16 protein-coding genes and 2 pseudogenes are annotated in these 22490 nt (G+C 71.9%); 8 read left to right on the top strand and 10 right to left on the bottom strand.

Annotated elements, in window-relative coordinates; genetic code table 11:
- Window positions 1-2: 2 nt before the first annotated feature.
- From ACGFIW_RS16850 to ACGFIW_RS16840, 3 genes are read right to left on the bottom strand one after another with little or no spacing between them, the layout of a single operon-like run.
- Window positions 3-2093 (bottom strand): xanthine dehydrogenase family protein molybdopterin-binding subunit, encoded by a 2091-nt coding sequence (locus ACGFIW_RS16850; RefSeq protein WP_393315911.1) that lies wholly within the window; start codon window positions 2091-2093, stop codon window positions 3-5.
- Window positions 2090-3073: an FAD binding domain-containing protein gene (locus tag ACGFIW_RS16845; RefSeq protein WP_393315908.1), complete on the bottom strand. Its 984-nt coding sequence runs from the start codon at window positions 3071-3073 to the stop codon at window positions 2090-2092. Before ACGFIW_RS16845 ends, ACGFIW_RS16850 begins: the two co-directional genes overlap by 4 nt.
- On the bottom strand, window positions 3070-3567 hold the full coding sequence (locus tag ACGFIW_RS16840; protein ID WP_393316473.1) for a 2Fe-2S iron-sulfur cluster-binding protein: 498 nt from the start codon (window positions 3565-3567) through the stop codon (window positions 3070-3072). Before ACGFIW_RS16840 ends, ACGFIW_RS16845 begins: the two co-directional genes overlap by 4 nt.
- A gap of 127 nt (window positions 3568-3694) precedes the next feature.
- Here ACGFIW_RS16840 and ACGFIW_RS16835 point away from each other — a divergent pair, with 127 nt between their 5' ends.
- A complete protein-coding gene (locus ACGFIW_RS16835; RefSeq protein ID WP_393315905.1) occupies window positions 3695-4270 on the top strand; it encodes an NTP transferase domain-containing protein in 576 nt (191 codons plus the stop codon).
- Here the strand turns inward: ACGFIW_RS16835 and ACGFIW_RS16830 are convergent.
- The 5 genes and pseudogenes from ACGFIW_RS16830 to ACGFIW_RS16810 form a co-directional block, all read right to left on the bottom strand.
- Window positions 4257-4925, bottom strand: coding sequence for a TMEM175 family protein (locus tag ACGFIW_RS16830; protein ID WP_393315902.1), 669 nt, complete (start codon window positions 4923-4925; stop codon window positions 4257-4259). The genes ACGFIW_RS16835 and ACGFIW_RS16830 overlap by 14 nt on opposite strands.
- Window positions 4926-5046: 121 nt before the next feature.
- A pseudogene (locus ACGFIW_RS16825) lies at window positions 5047-6490 on the bottom strand (GH1 family beta-glucosidase); the annotation flags it as partial.
- Window positions 6491-6536: 46 nt separating this feature from the next.
- Window positions 6537-7118, bottom strand: a pseudogene (locus ACGFIW_RS16820) (carbohydrate ABC transporter permease); the annotation flags it as partial.
- A gap of 166 nt (window positions 7119-7284) precedes the next feature.
- Window positions 7285-8277, bottom strand: a complete 993-nt coding sequence (locus ACGFIW_RS16815; protein ID WP_393315899.1) for a carbohydrate ABC transporter permease — start codon at window positions 8275-8277, stop codon at window positions 7285-7287.
- Between the two features lie 70 nt (window positions 8278-8347).
- Window positions 8348-9646 (bottom strand): ABC transporter substrate-binding protein, encoded by a 1299-nt coding sequence (locus ACGFIW_RS16810; protein WP_393315896.1) that lies wholly within the window; start codon window positions 9644-9646, stop codon window positions 8348-8350.
- Between the two features lie 238 nt (window positions 9647-9884).
- Between ACGFIW_RS16810 and ACGFIW_RS16805 the strand changes: the two genes are divergently transcribed.
- From ACGFIW_RS16805 to ACGFIW_RS16785, 5 genes are all read left to right on the top strand, one after another.
- A complete protein-coding gene (locus ACGFIW_RS16805) occupies window positions 9885-11084 on the top strand; it encodes an ROK family protein (protein WP_393315893.1) in 1200 nt (399 codons plus the stop codon).
- 227 nt (window positions 11085-11311) lie between these two features.
- Window positions 11312-13945 (top strand): discoidin domain-containing protein, encoded by a 2634-nt coding sequence (locus ACGFIW_RS16800; RefSeq protein ID WP_393315890.1) that lies wholly within the window; start codon window positions 11312-11314, stop codon window positions 13943-13945.
- 660 nt (window positions 13946-14605) lie between these two features.
- On the top strand, window positions 14606-14962 hold the full coding sequence (locus ACGFIW_RS16795; protein ID WP_393315887.1) for a YciI family protein: 357 nt from the start codon (window positions 14606-14608) through the stop codon (window positions 14960-14962).
- Window positions 14963-14964: 2 nt separating this feature from the next.
- Window positions 14965-16173 carry an RNA polymerase sigma factor gene (locus ACGFIW_RS16790; protein ID WP_393315884.1) on the top strand — a complete coding sequence of 403 codons (1209 nt, stop codon included), beginning with the start codon at window positions 14965-14967 and terminating at the stop codon, window positions 16171-16173.
- Between the two features lie 69 nt (window positions 16174-16242).
- On the top strand, window positions 16243-17376 hold the full coding sequence (locus ACGFIW_RS16785; protein ID WP_393315882.1) for a glutamate--cysteine ligase: 1134 nt from the start codon (window positions 16243-16245) through the stop codon (window positions 17374-17376).
- A gap of 13 nt (window positions 17377-17389) precedes the next feature.
- Here ACGFIW_RS16785 and ACGFIW_RS16780 read toward each other — a convergent pair whose 3' ends face one another.
- A complete protein-coding gene (locus tag ACGFIW_RS16780; protein WP_393315879.1) occupies window positions 17390-19174 on the bottom strand; it encodes an N-acetylglutaminylglutamine amidotransferase in 1785 nt (594 codons plus the stop codon).
- Between the two features lie 114 nt (window positions 19175-19288).
- Window positions 19289-19720 (bottom strand): MarR family winged helix-turn-helix transcriptional regulator, encoded by a 432-nt coding sequence (locus tag ACGFIW_RS16775; RefSeq protein WP_393315876.1) that lies wholly within the window; start codon window positions 19718-19720, stop codon window positions 19289-19291.
- Window positions 19721-19799: 79 nt separating this feature from the next.
- Here ACGFIW_RS16775 and ACGFIW_RS16770 point away from each other — a divergent pair, with 79 nt between their 5' ends.
- Together ACGFIW_RS16770 and ACGFIW_RS16765 are read left to right on the top strand one after the other, a co-directional pair.
- Window positions 19800-21593 (top strand): ABC transporter ATP-binding protein, encoded by a 1794-nt coding sequence (locus ACGFIW_RS16770; RefSeq protein ID WP_393315874.1) that lies wholly within the window; start codon window positions 19800-19802, stop codon window positions 21591-21593.
- A gap of 46 nt (window positions 21594-21639) precedes the next feature.
- Window positions 21640-22281 (top strand): TMEM175 family protein, encoded by a 642-nt coding sequence (locus ACGFIW_RS16765; protein WP_393315871.1) that lies wholly within the window; start codon window positions 21640-21642, stop codon window positions 22279-22281.
- Window positions 22282-22490 lie beyond the last annotated feature (209 nt).

The raw sequence follows: 22490 nt of genomic DNA, 5'->3' as shown, positions 1-22490 counted from the left end.
ATTTAAGCCAGTCCTGATGCTCCGATGAGCTTGTCCAACCGGATCGGCAGGTCCCGGATCCGTACGCCGGTGGCGTGGTGCACCGCGTTGGCGACCGCCGCCGCCGCACCCACGATGCCGATCTCGCCGATGCCCTTCACCCCGGCCGGGTTCAGCTCGTCGTCGCGCTCGTCCAGCCAGTACGCCTCGATCGACTCCACGTCAGCGCAACCGGTGATGTGATAGGTCGCCAGGTCGTGGTTGACCCAGTCGCCGTACCGCTCGTCGAGCAGACCCTCCTCGTGCAGCGCCATCGACAGCCCCATGGTCATGCCGCCGATGAGCTGGCTGCGGGCCGTCGTGGGGTTCACCACCCGCCCGGCCGCGAACACCCCGAGCATCCGGTTCAGCCGTACCTCGCCGGTGTCCGCGTCCACCCGCACCTCGGCGAACTGGGCCCCGTACGCGTACCGGGGCAGGGCGGGCTGCCCGCCCACCTCGTCGGTGGTGTCCGCGGACGCGCTCACCTCCCGATCCGGTGGCACGCCCACGCGCAGTCTCCCGCGCAGCGCCTGACAGGCGCGGATCACCGCCCAGCTCCAACTGGCGGTGCCCATCGAACCCCCGGCCAGCGCCGCGGCCGGCAGGTCGCTGTCACCGATGTGGATCTCCACCCGCTCCGGCGGGACTTCGAGCGCGTCGGCGGCCACCTGCCAGATGGCCGTTCGGGCGCCGGTGCCGATGTCGGTGGCGTTGATCCGGACCAGGAAGCCGCCGTCGGGCCGGGCGGTGGCGGTGGCCGACGACGCCCTGGCCCGCGCCGGGTAGCTCGACCCGGCCACCCCCGTGCCGATCAGCCAACGCCCGTCGCGCCGGGCGCGGGGCGTCGGGTCCCGGTCGCTCCAGCCGAACCGCCGTGCGCCCTCGCGCAGGCAGGCCACCAGGTTGCGGCTGGTGAACGGCCGTCCCTGGTCGGGGTCGACAGGCGCGTCGTTGCGGATGCGCAGCTCCACCGGGTCGATGCCGGCGGCGGTGGCCAGCTCGTCCATCGCCGACTCCAGGGCGTACGCGCCGGGGCACTCGCCGGGGGCGCGCATCCAGAACGGCGTGGGCACGTCGAGGCGGACCAGTCGGTGCGTGGTGCGGCGGTGGGGTGCGGCGTACATGCTGCGGGTGTAGACGGCGGTCTGCTCCGCGAACTCCCGGATGGTCGAGGTCTGGCTGATCGCGTCGTGGCAGATCGCGGTGAGCCGCCCGTCGGCGTCCGCGGCGAGACGGACCCGTTGGATGGTGGGGGTGCGGTACCCGACGGGCCCGAAGAGCTGCTGACGGGTCAACGCCAGCTTGACCGGCCGGTCCACGTGCCGGGCCGCGAGGGCGGCCAGCACCACCGATGCCTTCGCGTACCCCTTGCTGCCGAAGCCGCCACCGACGTGCGCGGCGACGACCCGGACCGACTCCGGGGGCAGCGCGAACAGCTCGGCGAGGGTGGCCCGCACCGGCGACGCGCCCTGGGTGGAGTCGTGCACCAGCAGTCGACCGTCGCGCCACTGGGCCGTCGTGGCGTGTGGCTCCATCGGGTTGTTGTGGTAGGCGGGCGTTCGGTACGAGGCGTCCACCCGGACGGGGGCGGCGGCGTACCCGGCGTCGAAGTCGCCCTCGGCGGTGTCGGTCGGATAGCTCGGGTTGACGTGCTCGGGCCGGTACAGGCCGGGGTGGTCGGCGCTGAGCACGGTGTTGTGCGGCCCGGTGTCGTAGTCGATCCGGACCAGCCGGGCACCCTCGCGGGCCGCCTCCAGGCCGGTGGCCACCACGACGGCGACGAACTGGCCCCGGTGGTGCACCGCCGGCTCCTGCAACAGCCGCAGCTCCGGCGGTCCGTCGGCGGCGAGGCGGGGCGCGTTGCCGTGGTGCAGGACGGCCAGCACGCCCGGCGACGCGAGCGCCTCGGTCGAGTCGACGCGGGTGATCCGGCCCCGGACCACCGCCGACGGCACCGCCCAGCCGTAGGTGACACCGTCCACCGGGTACTCGACCGCGTACCGGGCCGTGCCGGTGACCTTCTCGGGCCCTTCCCGGCGGGGGTACGCGCGGCCGACCGCCCCGGTGCTCACGACGACGCCAGCTCGCTGAGGGCCCGCACGGTGATGGCCCGGGTCAGCGGCACCTTGAAGCCGTTGTGCCGTAGCGGGCGGGCCTCGGCCAGCTCCACGTCGGCGGCCCGCGCGGCCAGCTCCGGGCTGAACGGGCGACCCCGCAGCTCCTCCTCGGCCCGGTACGCCCGCCACGGCCGGTGCGCCACCGCCCCGTACGCCAGCCGCACGTCGCGGACCACGTCGCCGTCCAGCTCCAGCACGGCGGCCACCGACCCGGCGGCGAACGCGAACGAGGCACGGTCACGGACCTTCAGGTACGTCGAGTGGCGCGCGGCCGGCAGCGGCGGCAGCCGGACGGCGGTGATCAGCGTGCCCCGGGCCAGGGTGGTCTCCCGTTCCGGGTGGGTGCCGGGGGAGCGGTAGAGGGTCGCGATCGGAAGCTCCCGTGCGCCCTCGGCCCCGTGCACCTCCACCACCGTGTCGAGCGCGGTCAGCGCCACGGCCAGGTCCGACGGGTGGGTGGCCACGCACTGGTCGGACCAGTCCAGCACCGCCAGGTCGCGGTTCTGTCCGTGCAGGGCGGCACAACCGCTGCCCGGCTCCCGCTTGTTGCACGCCTTGCCGGTGTCCTGAAAGTAGACGCAGCGGGTGCGCTGCAACAGGTTGCCACCGGTGGTGGCCATGTTGCGGAGCTGTCCGGAGGCGGCGGCGAGCAGGGCGCGGGCCAGCACCGGGTAGTCCCGGCGGACCACCGGATGGGCCGCGAGGTCGCTGTTGCGGACTGTCGCGCCGATCCGCAGCCCGCCGTCGGGCAGCTCCTCGACGGTGTCCAGCGGAAGCCCGGTCACGTCCACCAGCACGTCGGGGCGCTGCACCCCGAGTTTCATGAGGTCCACCAGGTTGGTGCCGCCGCCCAGGTAGGCCGCGTGTGGCTCCGCGCCGAGCACGGCGACCGCGTCGGCCACGTCGGCGGGCCGGTGGTAACGGAACGCCCTCATCGCTTCGCCGCCGTCTGACGCACGGCCGCGACGATGTGTGGGTACGCGGCACAGCGGCACAGGTTGCCGGCCATCCGTTCGCGGATCTCCGCGTCGGTCAGGTCGACGGGCGCGCCCAGGTCGGCGGTGACCGCGCTGGGCCAGCCGCGGGCGACCTCGTCGAGCATGCCCCGGGCGGAGCAGAGCTGCCCTGGTGTGCAGTAGCCGCACTGGAACGCGTCGTGCGCGACGAACGCGGCCTGCAACGGGGACAGCCCGTCCGGCTCGGCCAACCCCTCGACGGTGACCACCGACCGGCCGTCGAGGGTGACCGCGAACACCAGACAGCTCTTCACCCGCCGGCCGTCGAGGAGCACCGTGCAGGAGCCGCACTGGCCGTGGTCGCAGCCCTTCTTCGCCCCGGTCAGGCCGAGGTGCTCGCGCAGCGTGTCGAGCAGGGTGGTGCGGTTGTCCAGCGTCACCTCGCGTGCCGCGCCGTTGACCTCGAACGTCACCCGGGACGAGTGCCGCTCGTCGGTCGTCGTCGCGTTCTCGGGTCCGCCCTGCACCGGCCCAGACTAGCTTTGTCGGTATATCTCGGGGCGAATAACGCAAAGACCTTCGCGGGGGGAGGTGACGACGGTGACCGCCGGGCTGCTGTTGGCCGCCGGGGCCGGGCGGCGGTACGGCCGGCCGAAGGCGCTTGTCGAGCTGGCCGGCGAGTCGCTGGTGCGCCGTGGCGTCCGGCTGCTGCGCGACGGCGGCTGCGCGCCCGTGCACGTGGTGCTCGGTGCCGGCGCCGACGAGGTGCCCGACCTGCCCGGCGCGGTGCCGGTGCGGCACGACCGCTGGTCCGAGGGGCTGGGCTCGTCACTGCGCCGGGGCCTGGCCTCGTTGCCGGCCGACGTACCGGCGGCCGTCGTGGTCCTCGTCGACCAGCCGCTGCTGCACCCGGTCGCGGTCCACCGGGTGCGGGCGGCGTACGCCGGCGGTGCGCTCGTCGCGGTCGCCACCTACGCCGGCCGGCCGGGGCACCCGGTCCTGCTGGGGCGGGACACCTGGCCGCTGCTGGACGGTTACGCGATCGGCGACCGGGGCGCCCGCGACCTGCTCCGCGACCGGCCGGACCTGGTGGTCGAGGTGCCCTGCGACGACGTCGGCTCACCGCTGGACGTGGACACCCCCGCCGACCTGCCCCGGCTGGTCAGCGACGGGTGAGCCACCGGGGCAGCCCCTCGCTTGTCACCGCGTGATAGCTGATCATGAAGATGACCGCGAGCAGACCCAGCAGCGGGTTGACGAACCAGCCGAGCAGGCCGCCGAGCCCGTACAGGATCAGGCCGGTGACCGGCCGTAGCCGCTGCCGGCGCGCGTACTCGGGACTGACCCCGCGCCGCAGCAGCGCCGGGTGCCGCCGCAGGTAGCCGAAGAACACCAGCCAGGGGGCCGACATCAGCGCGGCGGACAACGCGTACAGGGCGACGGCCGCGCGCTGGTCGTCGGTGTCGCCCTGGGTGAAGGCCGACGCCAGCACGGCGGTGGGAAACGGAATGATCACCGCGCCGAAGAGCACGCCGAGGTTGATCCAGCTCAGTGCGAGGGTGGTGCCGCGGATCAGCCGCAGCAGCGCGTGGTGGTTGAGCCAGAGCACCCCGATGTAGACGAAGGACACCACGAACGCGAGGTACGAGGCGCCCTCGTCGAGCAGGTCGGTGAGCAACTCGCCCTCGTGGTATTCCGGCACCCGCAGGTCGATGACGAGCAGCGTGATGACGATGGCGAAGACACCGTCGCTGAAGGCCGTCATCCGATCGGTGTCGGAGACGCGCGCCCCGGCGTCGGGTTGCTCGACCTCGTCGGGTGCTGCGGACATTGCCGCAGGTTAGCCACCGGGCGCGGCGGTCGGTGGCGGTTTCGTCCGATCGGGACCGGTTCGGCCGCCCGGGGTCGCCACGACGGCGTTCCCGGGCGGCCGGCCGCACCGCCGGTGATGGTCAGGCCACCGGCGCGGCGGCCCCGGTCGTACGGGCGAGACGCCGGTGGGCGCGGATCAGCTCGGCGTAGCGCAGACCGCTCGCCTTCATCGTCCGGCGCTGCGTCGGGTAGTCCACGTGCACCAGCCCGAAACGCTTGTCGTAGCCGTACGCCCACTCGAAGTTGTCCAGCAGCGACCAGACGAAGTAGCCGTCCAGCGGCACGCCCCGGGCCACCGCCGACGCGCACGCCGCCAGGTGCTGCTCCAGGTGGTCGGTGCGCTCCTTGTCCTCCACCGTGCCGTCCGCGGTGACCTCGTCCGGCCAGGCCGACCCGCTCTCGGTGACGATGATCCGGCCCGGCCGGTACTCCTCGTGCACGTCGACGAGCAGCCGCTCCAGCCCCGCCGGGTACATCTCCCAGCCCATCGCGGTCTCCACCGAGCCGGGCACCGGCACCTGCCGGGCGTACGGCGCCGCGCCGGTCGGGTCGTCCACCACCAGTTGCCGGAAGTAGTAGTTCACCCCGAGGAAGTCGGTGGGCGTGGCGATCACTGTGAGGTCGTCGCCGCGTACCGGCGGCTCGACCCCGTAGGTGGCGATCATGTCGGCCGGGTAGCCGCGCCCGTGGACCGGGTCCAGCCACCACCTGTTGACGTGCCCGTCCGCCCGGCGGGCCGCCGCCACGTCCTCGGGTCGGTCGGTGGCCGCCTCGATCGGGCTGAGGTTGAGCACCAGACCCGCCGACGCCGGCCGGGCGGCGTTGGCGCGGATCGCCTGGGTGGCCAGCCCGTGCCCGAGCAGCACGTGGTGCGAGGCGTGCACCGCCCGGGTCAGGTCCCGCTCGCCGGGGGCCATGTTGCCGTCCAGGTGCCCGATCCAGCACACGCAGAGCGGCTCGTTGACGGTGCACCAGTCGGCCACCCGGTCACCGAGACGGGCGGCGACGACCGCCGCGTACTCGGCGAACGCCTCGGCCGTGGCGCGCTCCGGCCAGCCGCCGGCGTCCTGGAGGGCCTGCGGCAGGTCCCAGTGGTAGAGCGTGACGAACGGCCGGATCCCGTCGGCGAGCAGCGTGTCGACGAGCCGGTCGTAGAAGTCCAGCCCGGCGGGGTTGACCCGACCGACGCCGTCGGGCATCACCCGGGGCCAGGCCACCGAGAAACGGTACGCGTCCACGCCGAGCCGGCGCAGCAGCGCGAAGTCCTCGGGCCACCGGTGGTAGTGGTCGCAGGCCACCGCGCCGGTGTCGCCGTTGTCGACGTTGCCGGGGGTCGCCGAGAAGGTGTCCCAGATGGACGGCGCCCGGCCGTCGACGTCGACGGCCCCCTCGATCTGGTACGCCGCCGTGGCGACGCCCCAGAGGAAGTCGGGTGGCAGCTTGGACAGGTCGGGCACGGGACGGATCTCCTCTGGCATTGACTGACTCACTTGACCGCGCCGGCGGTGAGGCCGGCGACGAAGTAGCGCTGGAGGGCCAGGAACCCGACGACGACCGGGACGCTGACCACCAGCGAGGCCGCCATGATCTGGTTCCAGTAGACGTTGAACTGGGTGGAGTAGCCCTGGAGGCCGACGGCCAGGGTGCGGCTGCCCTCGTCGGTCATCACCGACGCGAAGAGCACCTCACCCCAGGCGGTCATGAACGCGTACACGGTGACCGCCACGACGCCGGGCACGGCGGCCGGCAGGATGACCTGGAACAGGGTGCGCAGCGGCCCGGCCCCGTCGACCTGCGCCGCCTCGTCCAGACCCCGGGGGATCGAGTCGAAGTAACCGACGAGCATCCAGATCGAGAACGGCAGCGAGAAGGTCAGGTACGTGATCACCAGGCCGGTCCGGCTGGCGTACAACTCGATGCCCGTGGCGTTGCCCAGGTTGACGTAGATGAGGAACAACGGCAGCAGGAACAGGATGCCGGGGAACATCTGGGTGGACAGCACGGTCACCGAGAAGAGGCTCCGGCCGCGGAAGCGGTACCTGCTGACCGCGAACGCCGCGAAGATGGCCACCGCCACCGAGCAGACCGCCGCGATGCTCGACACCACCAGGCTGTTCACCAGGTACCGGGCCAGCGGGACGGTGCTCCACATGTCCACGAACGGTTGCAGGGTGGGCCGGCTGGGCCACCAGGTGAAGCCGTTCTGCACGTCCTGCAACGGCTTCGCCGCCGAGGTGACCATCACGTACAGCGGGATGACGACGAAGAGGGTGAGCAGGGTCAGCACGATGCGCCGGCCCCAGCGCTCACCGGCGGTCTCACGCATGGTCGTCCCTCCGACGGTTGGTGATCAGCAGGTACGCGGCCGAGACGATCATCAGGAACAGCAGCAGCGCCACCGACATCGCCGAGCCGGAGCCGAAGTCCCAGGTCTTGAAGGAACTGCGGTAGATGTGGATGGAGATCAGGTCGGCCTGCTCCGGCGCGGAGCCGCCGAACAGCACGAACGGTGTGTTGAAGTCGTTGAACGTCCACAGGAACAGCACCAGCAGCAGCACCAGGTTCACCGGCCGCAGCATGGGCAGGGTGACCGAGCGCAGCCGACGCCAGAACCCGGCGCCGTCGATGGCGGCGGCCTCGTACAGCTCACCCGGCACGTTCTGTAGACCCGCCATCAGGCAGAGGAACGCGAACGGCCAGTTGCGCCAGACCGACACCACCAGCAGCGACCAGAAGCTGTTGTCGCCGATCAGCCAGAACGGCCGTTCGCCCAGCAGCCCGAGCTGGTCGACCAGGACGTGGTTGACCAGGCCGGTGTCCCGTTGCAGCAGGAAACTCCAGGTGATCACCGCGGCGTAGACCGGCAGCGCGTACGGGGTGAGGAAGAGCGCCCGCAGGATCGCCCGCCCACGGAACGGCTTCTGCAGGACGACCGCCGCCGAGATGCCGAGCAGCCAGGCGAACCCGACCGAGAGCACGCTGTAGGCCAGGGTGACCCAGAACGAGTGCAGCAGTTCCTTGCCGGCGGCGCTGTTCAGGTCGAGCGTCGCCCGGTAGTTCTCCAGCCCGACGAAGGGCGCGGTGGACCAGTTGCGAATATGGAACTGGGTCAGCTCCAGCAGGCTCATCCAGACCCCGACCACCATCGGGACCACGTGGATGGCGAGTTCCAGCACGACGGCCGGGGCGAGCAGCAGATAGGGCAGGAGTGAGCGGCGGGGGCCGCGGGGCCGGCGGGCCGGCTCCCGGGCCGGTGACCCGGCCCGGGGTTCGCGCCGGTCGGCGTCCGGCGCGGTGGTGCTGGTTGCCATCGGGGTCCTCTCGGAGGCGGTGGCCGTGGCCGGGCTCAGCACCCGACCACGGCCACCGGTGACGCCTGGGTCAGCGCATCTTCTGCTGCGCGTCGGTCAGCTTCGCCTTCACCGACGCCTCGGTGACCGGCTTGCCGCTTGCCGCGTCCGCGAACAGCTCCTTCATCGCGGTGCCGACCAGGGTCTCGAAGGTGCTCTCCTCGGGCACCTGCGGCAGCGGGGCCGCGGTGGTGACCAGGGTCTCCTGGATGGTCTTCTGCTCGGTGGCGCTGAACGCCGGGTCGGAGCCCGCGGTCTTCACCGCCGGCAGTGAGCCGTACGTCTTGTTGAGCAGCGTCTGCTCCTCGTCGCTGGTCATGAACTTCACGAAGCTCAGCGCGCCGTCCTTGTTCTTGGTGTGCTTGAAGACCGCCATGTTGATGCCGGCCACCATGCTGTTGACCTTCTTGCCGCCGGCCGGCGGGTTGGCCAGGAACGGCACCGGGGCCACCCCGTACGCGTCGGCGGGCATGTTCTGCGTCTTCAGGTTCGAGCCGGCGGACTGCCAGAGCAGCATGGCGGCCTTGCCGTTGGCGAAGTCCGAGACCGACTGGTTCTGCGCGTACTCGGCGTTGCTCGGGTTGGTGATCTTGTCAGCGGCCATGAAGTCGATGTACCGCTTGATCGCCGAGACGTTCTGCGGGGTGTCGAAGGTCGGCTTGCCGGCCGAGTCGAACCACTCGCCGCCGTACTGCTGGCTGAAGGTGAAGGCGTGGTGCGCGTTCTCCGACGGGTTGGCCCCCTCGATGGCCAGGCCCCACTTGCCGCCGGTGCTCAGCTTCTTGCCGTACTCGGCGAGCTGCTCCCAGGTGGTCGGCGGCGCGGTGAGGCCGGCGTCGGCGAACGACTTCTTGTTGTAGTACAGGCTGTACGCCATGCTGTAGAGCGGCACGGCGGCCGGCGGCTTGCCGGGGGCGCCGGCGGCGGCGAGCGCGGCGGGCACGATCCGGTCCTTGCCGCCGACGGCGGTCAGGGTGGCGTCGTCGAACTCGACGAGTGCGCCGGTGGCCTGCAACGACGCCGACCAGGTGTTGCCGATGTTGACCACGTCCGGGCCCTTGCCCGAGGCGGCGGCCGCGAGCAGGCGGTTGAGCAGGTCCGACCACGGGACCACCTCGACGGTGACCTTGATGCCGGTCTGCTTCTCGAACTTGTCCAGCTCCGGCTGGAGGATCGTCTTGTCGGCCTCCAGGCTGGCGCCCTGGTTGCTGGCCCAGTAGGTGAGCGTCTTGGGCGATGCGGCGGAGTCGTCGCCGGAGCCGCCACAGGCCGTCAGCGAGGCGGCGGCCAGTACGGCGGCGGTGAATATCCCGAGGTGTCGTCTCGACACGGGTCTGCCCTTCCGGTGCGTGGTGGGGGTCCACCGACCTCCGTCGTCGATAGGGGTCGAGGGCGACGGTCGGTCGGTTGCGGACAGGGTTCGGGGGTGCGCCGTCGGGGTCCGTCGGCGTTTCCCGGGAGTTACATTACGGCTTAATTTATGTCGTCATTAAAGGTGCTGGCCGGTGGGTCGTCAAGCACGAGGCGGTTACAGTCGCCTCGAACGACCGACGGGAACGAGGTGACGAGTGGAGCTGGCGCGTGCCACCAACCGCAGCGTGCGGCTGCGCAACCGGTCCGCCCTGCTGACCAGGCTCTTCCTCGATGGCCCGCTCACCCGCCAGGACCTGGTGCGCAGCACCGGGCTGAGCCAGCCGGCGGTCAGCAACGTGGTGGCCGACCTGATCGACGAGGGGCTGGTCGCCGAGGCCGGCGCCGCCGAGTCCGACGGCGGGCGGCCCAGCATGCTGCTGCGGACCGCGCCCCGTTTCGCCTTCGTGGTCGGCGTGGACGTCGGCGAGACCCGCGTGCGGGTGGAGCTGTTCGACTTCGCGATGACCCTGCTGGCCAGCATCGAGTACCCGCTCGACCCGGCCCGGACCGAACCGGACCTGGTGGCCGGGCACGTGCTCGCCGGCATCGACGCGGTGACCGGGCAGGCCGGCGTGGCCCCCGGCGACGTGCTCGGCGTCGGCATCGGCGTCTCCGGGGTGGTCGAGCAGGGCGCCGAGGCCGTCGTGCACGCCCAGGCCCTCGGCTGGGACCGGGTGCCGTTGGAACGCCTGATCAGTGCCGGCACCGACCTGCCACTGCACATCGACAACGGCGCGAAGACCCTCGGCCAGGCCGAGATGTGGTTCGGCGCCGGCCGGGGCGCCCGGCACGCCGTCTTCGCGCTCGTCGGCTCCGGCGTCGGCGCGGCGGTGGTGACGAACGGTGCCACCTACCGGGGCGCGTCCAGCAGCGCGGGGGAGTGGGGGCACACCACCCTGGTGTACGGGGGGCGGGCCTGCCGGTGCGGCGCGCGCGGCTGCCTGGAGGCGTACGTGGGCGCGGAGGCGATCATCGACCGCTACCGGGAGGCGCGCCGGGGTCGCGCCGTGCCCGGCGAGGACGAGGAGTCCCAGCTCGCGGCGCTGGTCGCCGCCGCCGACACCTCGGTGACCGCCCGGCGGGTGCTGGACGACACCGCCGGCTACCTCGGCGCGGGCGTGGCCAACCTGATCAACCTGTTCAACCCGGAGCGGGTGGTGCTCGGCGGCTGGGCGGCCATGGCGCTGGGCGACCTGCTGCCGGCCGTCCGCGAGGCCGCCGGCCGGCAGGCACTGCGGCAACCGTTCGAGCAGGCGTCGATCGAGCTGTGCCGCCTCGGCGTGGACGCGGTGGCGCTCGGCGCGGCCACCCTGCCGATCGCCCGCTTCCTCACCGAGGGCGGCGTCCGCCGCTGAGCCGGGACGACGGCAGCGGCGTCGGCGAATTACACAAAAAGAATCCTCGGGATAAATAACGAAGTTATAGATCGATGTCTTGACGTCGCCGCAATGTCGCCGCAACACTCCTACGAGAGCGCTCTCCGGCCCGCGGCGCCGCATCGGCGGCACCATCCACGGCACCACGGGGCGAGCCCGATCCCACCCTCGTCGGCATCCGTAACCCCCTATCGACAGGCGATGTCATGACATCTCGTGCAACATCCGTACGTCCGCGTCCCCGACGGGCCGTCCGACACCTGCTCGTCGGGCTCACCGTGGCGCTTGTCGCGGCGCTCACCCCGACCGGTGCCACCGCCCCCGCGCAGGCCGCGCCCACCCTGCTCTCCCAGGGCCGGACGGCCACCGCCTCGTCCACCGAGAACGCCGGCACCCCCGCCAGCGCCGCCGTGGACGGCAACACCGGCACCCGCTGGGCCAGCGCCTTCAGCGACCCGCAGTGGCTCCAGGTCGACCTGGGTGCCCGGGCCACCATCAGCCAGGTCAACCTGATCTGGGAGGGCGCCTACGGTCGCGCCTTCCAGCTCCAGACCTCCGACGACGGTGCCACCTGGACCACCATCTACTCGACCACCACCGGCACCGGCGGCACGCAGAGCCTCACCGTCACCGGCGCCGGACGTTACGTCCGGATGAACGGCACCGCCCGGGGCACCGGCTACGGCTACTCGCTCTGGGAGTTCCAGGTCTACGGCGAGACCGGCGGCAGCACGCCCACCTGCGGCAGCACCAACGTCGCGCAGGGCGCCCCCGCTACCGCGTCGTCCACCCAGGACGCCGGACTCGCGGCGTCCGCCGCCGTCGACGGCAACCCGGGCACCCGCTGGGCCAGCGCCGCCAGCGACCCGCAGTGGCTGCGCGTCGACCTCGGCAGCACCCGGACGATCTGCCGGGTGGTGCTCACCTGGGAGGCCGCGTACGCCCGGGCCTTCCAGCTCCAGACCTCGGCCGACGGCGCCACCTGGACCACGATCTACTCGACCACCACGGCCACCGGCGGCACGCAGTCGCTGACCGTCAGCGGCAGCGGCCGATACCTGCGGGTGTACGGCACCGCCCGGGGCACCGCCTACGGTTACTCGCTGTGGGAGCTGGCGGCGCACACCACCGGCGGCACCAGCGAGCCGCCGGTCGACGGGACCGACCCGCGCAACCCGAACCTCGGGCCGAACACGTACGTCTTCGACCCGAGCACCCCGACGTCGACGATCCAGAGTCGACTGAACACCCTCTTCACCCAGCAGGAGACCAACCAGTTCGGCCCGCAGCGCTACGCGGTGCTGTTCAAGCCCGGCAGCTACACCGCCGACGTCAACCTCGGCTTCTTCACCCAGGTCGCCGGCCTCGGCCTGAGCCCGGACGACGTCAACCTCAACGGCCACGTCCGCACCGAGGCGTTCTGGATGGGCGGCAACGCCACACAGAACTTCTGGCGGGCCGCCGAGAACCTCTCGGTCACCCTGCCCGCGGGGCAGACCGTGGAACGCTGGGCGGTGTCCCAGGCCGCGCCGTACCGCCGGATGCACCTGCGCGGCGGGCAGAACCAGATCCAACTGTGGAACGGCGGCGACGGCTGGTCCAGCGGTGGCCTGTTGGCCGACACCCGCATCGACGGGCTTGTCGTCTCCGGCTCGCAGCAGCAGTGGTACTCGCGCAACAGTGAGTTCGGCAACGGCTGGACCGGCTCGGTGTGGAACATGGTCTTCCAGGGCGTCACCGGCGCACCGGCGCCGAGTTTCCCCAACCCGTCGCACACCGTCATCGCGCAGACCCCGCAGGTGCGGGAGAAGCCGTTCCTCTACGTCGACGGCACCGGCGAGTACCGGGTCTTCGTGCCGGCGCTGCGCACCAACTCGACGGGTACCAGCTGGTACAACAAGACGCCCGCCGGCTCGTCCATCTCGCTGTCGCAGTTCTTCGTCGTCCAGACCGGCACCAGCGCGGCCACCATCAACGCGGCCCTCGCCCAGGGCAAGCACCTGCTCTTCACCCCGGGCGTGCACCACGTCACCGAGCCGATCCAGGTCAACCGGGCCGACACGGTGGTCCTCGGCCTCGGCCTGGCCACCATCCAGGCCGACAACGGCAGCGTGGGCATGCGGGTGGCCGATGTGGACGGCGTGAAGGTCGCCGGCCTGATGTTCGAGGCCGGCACCACCAACTCGCCGGTGCTGATGGAGGTGGGGCCGACCGGATCGTCGGCGAGCCACGCCAGCAACCCGACCTCGCTGCACGACGTGTTCTTCCGCATCGGAGGGCCGCACGTCGGCAGGGCCACCAACACGTTGACCGTCAACAGCGACAACGTGATCGGTGACCACATGTGGCTGTGGCGGGCCGACCACGCCGCCAGCGGTGTGCCGACCGGGTGGACGCTGAACACCGCCGACACCGGGCTCACCGTCAACGGCGACAACGTCACCATGTACGGCCTGTTCGTCGAGCACTACCAGAAGTACCAGACCATCTGGAACGGCAACGGCGGGCGGACCTACTTCTACCAGAACGAGCTGCCGTACGACGTGCCGAACCAGGCGGCCTGGATGAACGGGTCGACCCGGGGCTACGCCGCGTACAAGGTCGCCGATTCGGTGACCAGCCACCAGGCGTTCGGGCTGGGCAGCTACAGCTACTTCAACGTCAACCCCGCGGTGGTCGAGGAACGGTCCTTCGAGGTGCCCACCAACTCGAACGTGCGGTTCACGAACATGGTGACCGTCTCACTCGGTGGCGTCGGCACCATCAACCGGGTGATCAACAACGCCGGTGGCACCGCGAACGCGGCTAACCAGACGGTGTACCTGACCACCTACCCATGACCGGTGCGCCCGCGCCGGCCCGGTCCGTTGGGGCCGGGGCGGCCGGGTGACACCCAGGGCCGAGGCCGGCCCGGTCCCGCCGAGACCGGGCCGGCCCCGGTCGTACCCTCGTCAACCGCCAGCACCTCGGCCGCCGCCCGCGCACCGCACCCTCCGGCGGCGTCGTCGTCCCCGGCCGTGGTGGCGAGTCACCCGCCGAGCGACCCACCACCGTCGCAGGCGTGACCATCGGCTCCGGTCGCGGCGCTGGCGGACCGTACCCCTGTCCTTCGTCCTTTGCTCTGCACCCGCCGACGCACCACCCGGACCCGCACCGACGTCCACGCCTGCACCGGCGTCTGGGTCTGTACCGGCGTTTGGGTCTGTACCGGCGTTTGGGTCTGTACCGGCGTTTGGGTCTGTACCGGCGTTTGGGCCTGTACCAGCGTTTGGGCCTGTACCGGCGTTTGGGCCTGTACCGGCGTTCGGGCCTGCGTCGGCGTTCGGGCCTGGACCCGGCCCCGGGCCCCGTCGCATCCGCGGGTGCAGAGCAAAGGGCACGCCAACAGCGGGGGCGGGTCGGCCGCGGAGAAGTTTCTGCCGGCCTGTCGATTCGGGCGGCGGCCGATCGTGTGGAGGATGAGAGGTCGGCGACGCGCCGACCGCCCGCGAGGAGGAACGATGACGTTGTACCTGCTCAGCCTTCACCAGCCGCAGGGTGAGCTGCCGCCGGAGCCGGCATTCCTGGCCGAGGTGATGCGCCAGGTCGGCGAGCTGCGCGACGAGTTGGCCGCCGCCGGGTCGTGGGTCTTCGGGCAGGGCCTGCATGGCCCGGAGACGGCCACCGTGTTGCGCCCCCGCGACGGCGACGTCCTGGTCACCGACGGGCCGTTCGTGGAGGGCAAGGAGCACCTGGGCGGCATCACCATCATCGACGTGGCGGACCTGGACGCCGCCCTGCACTGGGGGCGCCGCTACGCGCTGGCCACCACCCTGCCGGTCGAGGTGCGTCCCTTCCAGGGCGGGGCCGGCGACTGACCGTGCCTGAGGTTGAGGCGGTGTTCCGCGCGGAGTACGGGCGCGCGCTCGCCGTCCTGGTCCGTCTCCTCGGCGACATCGACCTCGCCGAGGAGGCCGTCCAGGACGCTTTCGCCGTCGCGGTGGCCCGCTGGCCGACCACCGGCCCGCCGCCCAGTCCGGCTGGTTGGATCATCACCACCGCCCGTAACCGGGCGATCGACCGGCTGCGCCGTGAGGCGTCCCGGGCCGAGCGGCACGCCCAGGCTGCCCTGCTGTTCGCCGCCGACGAACCCGTCGAGGAGGGACCCGTGCACGACGACCAGCTGCGGCTGATCTTCACCTGCTGTCATCCGGCGCTCGCCCCGGCCGCCCGGGTCGCGCTCACCCTGCGGCTGATCGGCGGCCTGAGCACCGCTGAGATTGCCCGAGCCTTCCTGGTGCCCGAGCCGACGATGGCGCAGCGGCTGGTCCGCGCCAAGTCGAAGATCCGCAACGCGCGGATCCCGTACCGGGTGCCCCGCGACGCCGACCTGCCCGACCGACTGCACGGTGTCCTCACGGTGCTCTACCTGATCTTCAACGAGGGGTACACGGCCAGCGCCGGCCCGCACCTGATCCGCGCCGAGCTGTGCGTCGAGGCGATCCGGTTGACCAGGCTGCTGGTGGAGCTGATGCCGGACGAACCGGAGGCGCTCGGCCTGCTCGCCCTGATGCTGCTCACCGAATCCCGCCGGCCGGCGCGAACCACCGCCGACGGTGAGCTGGTGCCGTTGTCCCGGCAGGCCCGAGAACTGTGGGACACCACGCTGATCGCCGAAGGGCAGGCGCTGGTCCGCCGCTGCCTGCGCCGCGACCGACCGGGCCCGTATCAGATCCAGGCCGCGATCGCCGCCGTGCACAGCACCGCACCGCGAAGCGCCGACACCGACTGGGCTCAGATCCTTGCGCTGTACGACCAGCTGACGGTGCTCGCCGCCGGCCCGGTGGTGGCGCTGAACCGGGCTGTCGCGCTCGCCGAGGTGGCCGGACCGGCGGTGGCGCTGGCCGAGGTGGACCGCCTCGATCTGCTCGGCTACCACGTCTATCACGTGGTCCGCGCCGACCTGCTGGTGCGGCTCGGTCGGGGCGGAGAGGCCGTCGAGGCGTACCGGACGGCCGTCGCCCTGACGGACAACGCGGCCGAACGGGCCTTCCTCACCGCGCGCGCGGCGGCCCTCGCGACGCCCTGAGCCGGCGTTTGCCGCAGGGGCGGCCGGGAACCCGAGGCACCCGGCCGCAGCAGGGGATGGGGAGGGGTCATGGCGTACCGTCCGACCGCCGTCGACACCGTGCCCGACCTGTCCACCCTCACGCTCGGCGTGGAGGAGGAGTTCCTGCTGCTCGACCCGGACAGCGGGCGCAACCTGCCGGTGGCCGACCAGGTGGTGGCCGCGCTGCGCGGACCGGCCCGGGACCAGAGCCGCCAGGAGTTCCGGCACAGCATGGTGGAGATGGTCACGCCGGTCTGCGCCGACCTCGGCGAGCTGCGCGCGCACCTGGTGGCGCTGCGCCGCTGGGCGGCCGAGGCCGCCACCGCCGCCGGTGCCCGGCTGGTGGCGATCGGCGCCACCCCGCTGGCCGAGCCGCACCGGACGGTTCCCGACGAGCCGCGCTACCACGCGATGTCACGCCAGTACGGCCCGGTGGCCCACGATCCGGCGGTGTGCGGCTGTCACGTGCACGTCGGCCTGCCCGACCGGGAGCTGGCCGTGCAGGTCTGCAACCACCTGCGGGCGTGGCTGCCGGTGGTGCAGGCGATCACCACCAACTCGCCCCTGCACGACGGGCGTGACACCGGCCACGCCAGCTGGCGGTCGATGCAGCTGGAACGCTGGCCCAGCATCGGGCCGACGCCCTACTTCGACTCGGCCGCCGACTACGATCGGACCGTCGACGAGCTGATCGCCGCCGGCATCATGCTCGACGCGGGGATGGTCTACTGGTACGCCCGCCCGTCGGCGGCCTACCCGACGGTGGAGGTCCGGGTGGGCGACGTCTGCTCGGCCGTCGACGACACGGTTCTGGTCGCCGCGCTGGTCCGGTCACTCGTCGCCACCCTCGCCGACGACGTCCGCGCCGGGGTGCTGGCCCCGCCCATCCGCGACTGTCTGGTCGCCGCCGCGCACTGGCGGGCCGCGCACGACGGTCTCGACGGCGAGCTGATCGACCTGCGGGGCGGCGGCACCCGACCAGCGTGGACGCTCGTCGACGAGTTGATGGCGGTGATCGCCCCGGCCCTGCTGCGCCACGGCGACCTCGGGTACGCGTTGGCGCAACTGGCCCGACTACGCCGCGACGGCACCGGCGCGACCCGGCAGCGTCGGGTGCTGGAACGCACCGGTGACCTGCGCGCGGTCATCGACGACCTGGTCGCCGGCACCGCGGCGGGCTGACCGCCGCGCGGCCTCAGCGGATGTCGTGGGTCTGTAGCCACAGCTCCAGGAGCCCGAGCTGCCACAGTTTGTTGCTGCCGGCGGCCGCCTCGGCCCGGTCCGGCTCGGCGAGCAGGCGTGCCACGTACTCCGGTCGGAACAGCCCCCGCTCGCGCGCGGCCGACGCCTGCAACGCCTCGGCGACCAGCTCGCGCACCGGGCCGTCCACGTTGCGCAGCGCCGGCACCGGGAAGTAGCCCTTGGGGCGGTCGATCACCTCGGCCGGCAGCACCTCCCGGGCGACCTCCTTGAGCACACCCTTGCCACCCTGGGCGACCTTGTGCTCCGGTGGGCAGTGCGCGGCCAGGGTGACCAGGTCCTGGTCGAGGAAGGGGGTACGCACCTCCAGGCCCCAGGCCATGCTCATGCTGTCCACCCGCTTGACCGGGTCGTCCGGCAGCATCAGGTGGGTGTCCAGGCGCAGCACCGCGTCCAGCGCGCTCTGCGCCCCGGGCGCGGCGAGGTGGTCGGTGAGCAGGTCCCGGCTGGCGTCGTGCTCCAGCGCGTACGCCGGACCGACGATCGCGCGCAGTTCGTCGTGGCCACGGTCGAAGAACGCGGCGGCGAACGTCTCGGCAGCACCGTGCCGGGGCGCCTCGACCAGCGGCTGGTGGTAGCCGTACCCGGCGAACACCTCGTCGGCGCCCTGCCCGGACTGCGCCACCTTCACGTGCCGCGCCACCTGCTCGGACAGCAGATGGAAGGCCACCACGTCGTGGCTGCCCATCGGTTCGGTCATCGCCAGCACGGCCCGGCGTACGGCGGGCACCAGGTCGTCGTCGGCGAGCCGGATCCGGTGGTGGTCGGTGTCGTACGCGCGGGCCACCAGATCCGAGTAGTGGAACTCGTCGCCGGACTCGCCGTCGCGGCTGTCGAAGCCGATGCTGAACGTGCGCAGGTGCTGCTGCCCGGCCTCGGCGAGCAGCGCCACGATGAGGCTGGAGTCCAGTCCACCGGAGAGCAGCACACCGACCGGCACGTCGGCGACCAACCGTCGGCGTACCGCCGTGCGCAGCGCGTCGCCGACGGCGGCCCGCCAGTCGGCGGCGTCCATCCCCGCGTCGGCGGGCTCGCGGACGTAGTCGGGTCGCCAGTAGACCTCCTCGCGGCTGCGCCCGTCCGCCTCGATCACCCGCAGGGTGGCCGGCGGCAGCTTGCGTACCCCGCGCAGCACGGTGCGCGGCGCGGGCACGATGGAGTGCCAGGACAGGTAGTGGTGCAGCGCGACCGGGTCGATGCCGGTGTCCACGTCGCCGGCCCGCAACAGCGCGGGCAGGGTGGAGGCGAACCGGAGCCGCCCGGGTGTCTCGGCGAGGTAGAGCGGTTTGATGCCGAGCCGGTCGCGGGCCAGCACCAGCCGACGCCGGGTCCGGTCGACGAGCCCGATCGCGAACATGCCGACCAAGTGGTCGACGAAACGCTCACCCCAGTGCGCGTACGCGACCAGGATCACCTCGGTGTCGCTGGTGGAGTGGAATTCGTATCCGGCGTTGCGGAGCTCCTCGCGGAGCTCCGGGTAGTTGTAGACGCAGCCGTTGAAGACCAGGGCCAGGCCCAGGTCGTCGCGCACCATCGGTTGGCCGCCGGCGTCGGACAGATCGATGATGGTCAGCCGCCGGTGCCCGAGGGTCACCCAACCGTCAGTCAACAGGCCCTCGTCGTCCGGGCCGCGCGAGCGCATCGCCTCGGTCATCCGGGTGACCGCCGCCGCGTCGGGTGAACGGCCGTCGAAGCGTGCCTCCCCGCTGATCCCGCACATCAGCCGGGGTGGTTGTTCGGGTGTGGCACCAGCGGCACGAGCGTCCTCCTGTCACCTCGTCCCCCCGAGAGGGGTCGCTGGCTACCCGCGCCCGGCGTGGGTAAACCTGTGGTGTCAGGCGCGCAGCGTGCGCAGGATGCGGGCCAACTCGGCGCGGTCGGTGTCGTTGAGGTGGCCGAAGAAGCGGTCGGCCTCGGCTCGGCGGGCGGTCCGGATGGCGGCGCCGACGCGCTTGCCCTCCTCGGTGAGGGCGACCAGGGTCGCCCGTCGGTCGGCCGGGTCTCCTCGGCGTTCGACAAGCCCACGGGCCTGCAGGTCGTCGACGACCTCGGTCGCCGAGCGGGCCGCGATGCGCAGGTGCTCGGCGAGGGTGCCGGGGCGTACCTCACCGTGGCGGCCCAGCACACCGAGGGCTCGGGACTGGCTGGGCGTGATGTCCCAGGGGGTCAACGACTCCTTGGTCTGCCGGCGCAGACGGGACGCCACGGCCCAGAACGCCTCGGCCAGGCTGTCGTCGTCGCCGGCCCCGGTGGTGTCCTCGGTCACCGGAATACCGTAGCAGCAAATGTGGTTGTTCCCTCATGTTGAGGTAACCTCAGCATATCGCCTCCGGAAGGAGTTCCCCTTGGAGCCCACCCCGAAGGGCCGCGACCGCGGCCACCGCACTCTCAGCGCCGAAGAGAAGACGCAGGCCCGCCAGGTGTCGCTGCGCCGCATCGGCCGCCTGTTCACCCCCCACCGGCCCGCCCTGGCCGTGGTCACCATGATCATCGTGCTGTCCTCGATCATCGCGATGGCGACCCCGTTCCTCCTGCGTACCGTGATCGACCGCGCCCTGCCGCAGGGCGACGTGACCCTGCTGGTCTGGCTGGTCCTCGGCATGGTCGCCGTCGCGGCCGTGACCTCCGCCCTGGGCGTCGTGCAGACCTGGATCTCCACCCAGGTCGGGCAGCGGGTCATGCACCGGCTGCGCACCGACGTCTTCAGCCACCTCCAGCGCCAGTCGCTGGGCTTCTTCACCCGCACCCGCACCGGCGAGGTGCAGTCGCGGATCACCAACGACATCGGCGGCATGCAGTCGGTCGTCACCTCCACCGCCACCGCCGTCGCGGCCAACCTCACCACGGTGGTCGCCACCGCCGTCGCCATGGTCGCGCTCTCCTGGCAGCTCTCCCTCGTCTCGCTCGTGGTGCTGCCGCCGGCCATCTGGCTGACCCGCCGGGTCGCCCGGATGCGCCGCGAGATCACCGCCCAGCGGCAAGGCGAACTCGCCGACCTCAACGTCACAGTCGAGGAGGGCCTGTCGATCAGCGGCGTGCAACTCGCCAAGACCCTCGGCACCGGCCCCGCGCTTATCGACAGGTTCACCGCCTCCTCGGAGCGACTCGTCGACCTGGAACTGCGCAGCGAGTTGGCCGGCCGCTGGCGGATGGCCTCGATGAGCATCATCTTCGCCGCCGTACCCGCGGTCATCTACCTCGCCGCCGGCCTGCCCGGCACCGCCGGCACCCTGAGCATCGGCACCCTGGTCGCGTTCACCGCCCTGCAGGGCGGCCTGTTCCGCCCGCTGATGGGCCTGCTCAACGTGGGCGTCTCGCTCACCGCGTCACTGGCGCTCTTCGCCCGGATCTTCGAATACCTCGACCTACCCGTCGACGTGGCCGACCCCGCCGAGCCCGTCCACCTCGACCCCACCCGGGTACGCGGGCACCTGCGCCTGGAGGACGTCACCTTCGGCTACCCGGGCAGCGACACCGCAGCCCTCGCCGGGATCACCCTCGACGTGCCCGCCGGCACCAGCCTCGCCCTGGTCGGCGAGACCGGCTCCGGCAAGAGCACCCTCGCCGGCCTGGTCAGCCGCCTGCACGACCCGACCGCCGGCCGGGTCACCGTCGACGGCGTCGACCTGCGCGACCTGCGCCTGGCCGACCTGGCCGCGATCGTCGGCGTGGTCAGCCAGGAGACGTACCTGCTGCACACCACCGTCCGGGAGAACCTGCGCTACGCCCGGCCGGGAGCCACCGACACCGAGATCGAGGACGCCGCCCGCGCCGCCCGGATCCACGACCTGATCGCCGGGCTGCCCGACGGGTACGACACGATGGTCGGCTCCCGTGGCCACCGCTTCTCCGGCGGCGAGAAACAACGCCTCGCCATCGCTCGCACGCTGCTGCGCGACCCGCGGATCCTGGTCCTCGACGAGGCCACCAGCGCCCTGGACACCGAGACCGAGCGGGCCGTGCAGCGGGCCTTCGACGCGCTCGCCGAGGGGCGTACCACGATCACCATCGCCCACCGGTTGTCCACAGTGCGCGACGCCGACCAGATCGCGGTGCTCGACCACGGCCGGATCGTCGAGTCCGGCACCCACGACAGCCTGCTGAACCGCAACGGACGCTACGCCACGCTGGCGGCCTGAGCCGGCACTGCTCGGAACAAATCAGGGCATAGAGCATTATGAGGGGGTGAATGCCCAGCGGGTCGCCCCGCCACTGACCCGTCACCCGGGTCGGCTGGTGTCCTTCAGCGACGGCGTCTTCGCCATCGCCGTGACACTGCTCGTGCTGGAGATCCAACCGCCGCCGGACTTCGGGCACCTCCTGCGGGGCCTCGGGGCGCTCTGGTCGTCGTACCTGGCCTACTCGCTGAGCTTCCTGCTCATCGGACAGGTGTGGGTCAACCATCACGTCATGTTCGACCGCGTCCGACACGTCGACCGGGGAATCCTGTTCCTCAACACGCTGCTCCTGATGGTCATCGCGTTCCTGCCGTTCTCCACGTCCCTCCTCGCCGGCGCGCTCCGCGCGGAGCACGGCCTGCGGACCGCGGTCCTCGTCTACGGCAGCACACTGTGGATGGCGGCGGCCCTGTTCAACGTCATCTGGTTCTACCTGCGCCGCGTCAAACTACTGGACCCCACCCTCGGCGCCTTCGGCGTCCGGGCCATCGGCCGCCGATTCGCGCTCGCGCTGGTCTGGATCGGCTCCGGCATCCTCGTCGGCGCGTTCGTGCCGATCGCGGGCGTCGCCATCATCGCCGGCTTCCTGCCCGCCTACTACCTACCCATCCGCGGCGAGTACGGCGAGACCAGTCAGACGGCGAGATGACAGGCCCAGCACGTAGACAGACGGGTACCGGACACTCTTGACGGGCATGCACGCGGTTTGTCGGAGGCTGCCATAAGACTGAGGCTTCCGCGAACGGGGAGGTGCCTCGTGCCGTACGTCAGATCACACACCAGGAGGGGTGGAGCCCGGGTTCGGGCCCACTACCGGAGACGGCGCACCGGCAGTGCCCGGCGGCGATCGACGGTCCG

This window comes from Micromonospora sp. NPDC048935 (assembly GCF_043197875.1).
Lineage (GTDB): Bacteria > Actinomycetota > Actinomycetes > Mycobacteriales > Micromonosporaceae > Micromonospora.
This window is presented reverse-complemented; position numbering and strand designations above follow the sequence as displayed.

Bases quoted from the DNA above. Each gene is read 5' to 3' on its own strand.
- ACGFIW_RS16845 (WP_393315908.1), bottom strand. From the start codon at position 3,073: ATGAGGGCGTTCCGTTACCACCGGCCCGCCGACGTGGCCGACGCGGTC.
- ACGFIW_RS16830 (WP_393315902.1), bottom strand. From the start codon at position 4,925: ATGTCCGCAGCACCCGACGAGGTCGAGCAACCCGACGCCGGGGCGCGC.
- ACGFIW_RS16815 (WP_393315899.1), bottom strand. From the start codon at position 8,277: ATGGCAACCAGCACCACCGCGCCGGACGCCGACCGGCGCGAACCCCGG.
- ACGFIW_RS16800 (WP_393315890.1), top strand. From the start codon at position 11,312: ATGACATCTCGTGCAACATCCGTACGTCCGCGTCCCCGACGGGCCGTC.
- ACGFIW_RS16795 (WP_393315887.1), top strand. From the start codon at position 14,606: ATGACGTTGTACCTGCTCAGCCTTCACCAGCCGCAGGGTGAGCTGCCG.
- ACGFIW_RS16785 (WP_393315882.1), top strand. From the start codon at position 16,243: ATGGCGTACCGTCCGACCGCCGTCGACACCGTGCCCGACCTGTCCACC.
- ACGFIW_RS16780 (WP_393315879.1), bottom strand. From the start codon at position 19,174: ATGTGCGGGATCAGCGGGGAGGCACGCTTCGACGGCCGTTCACCCGAC.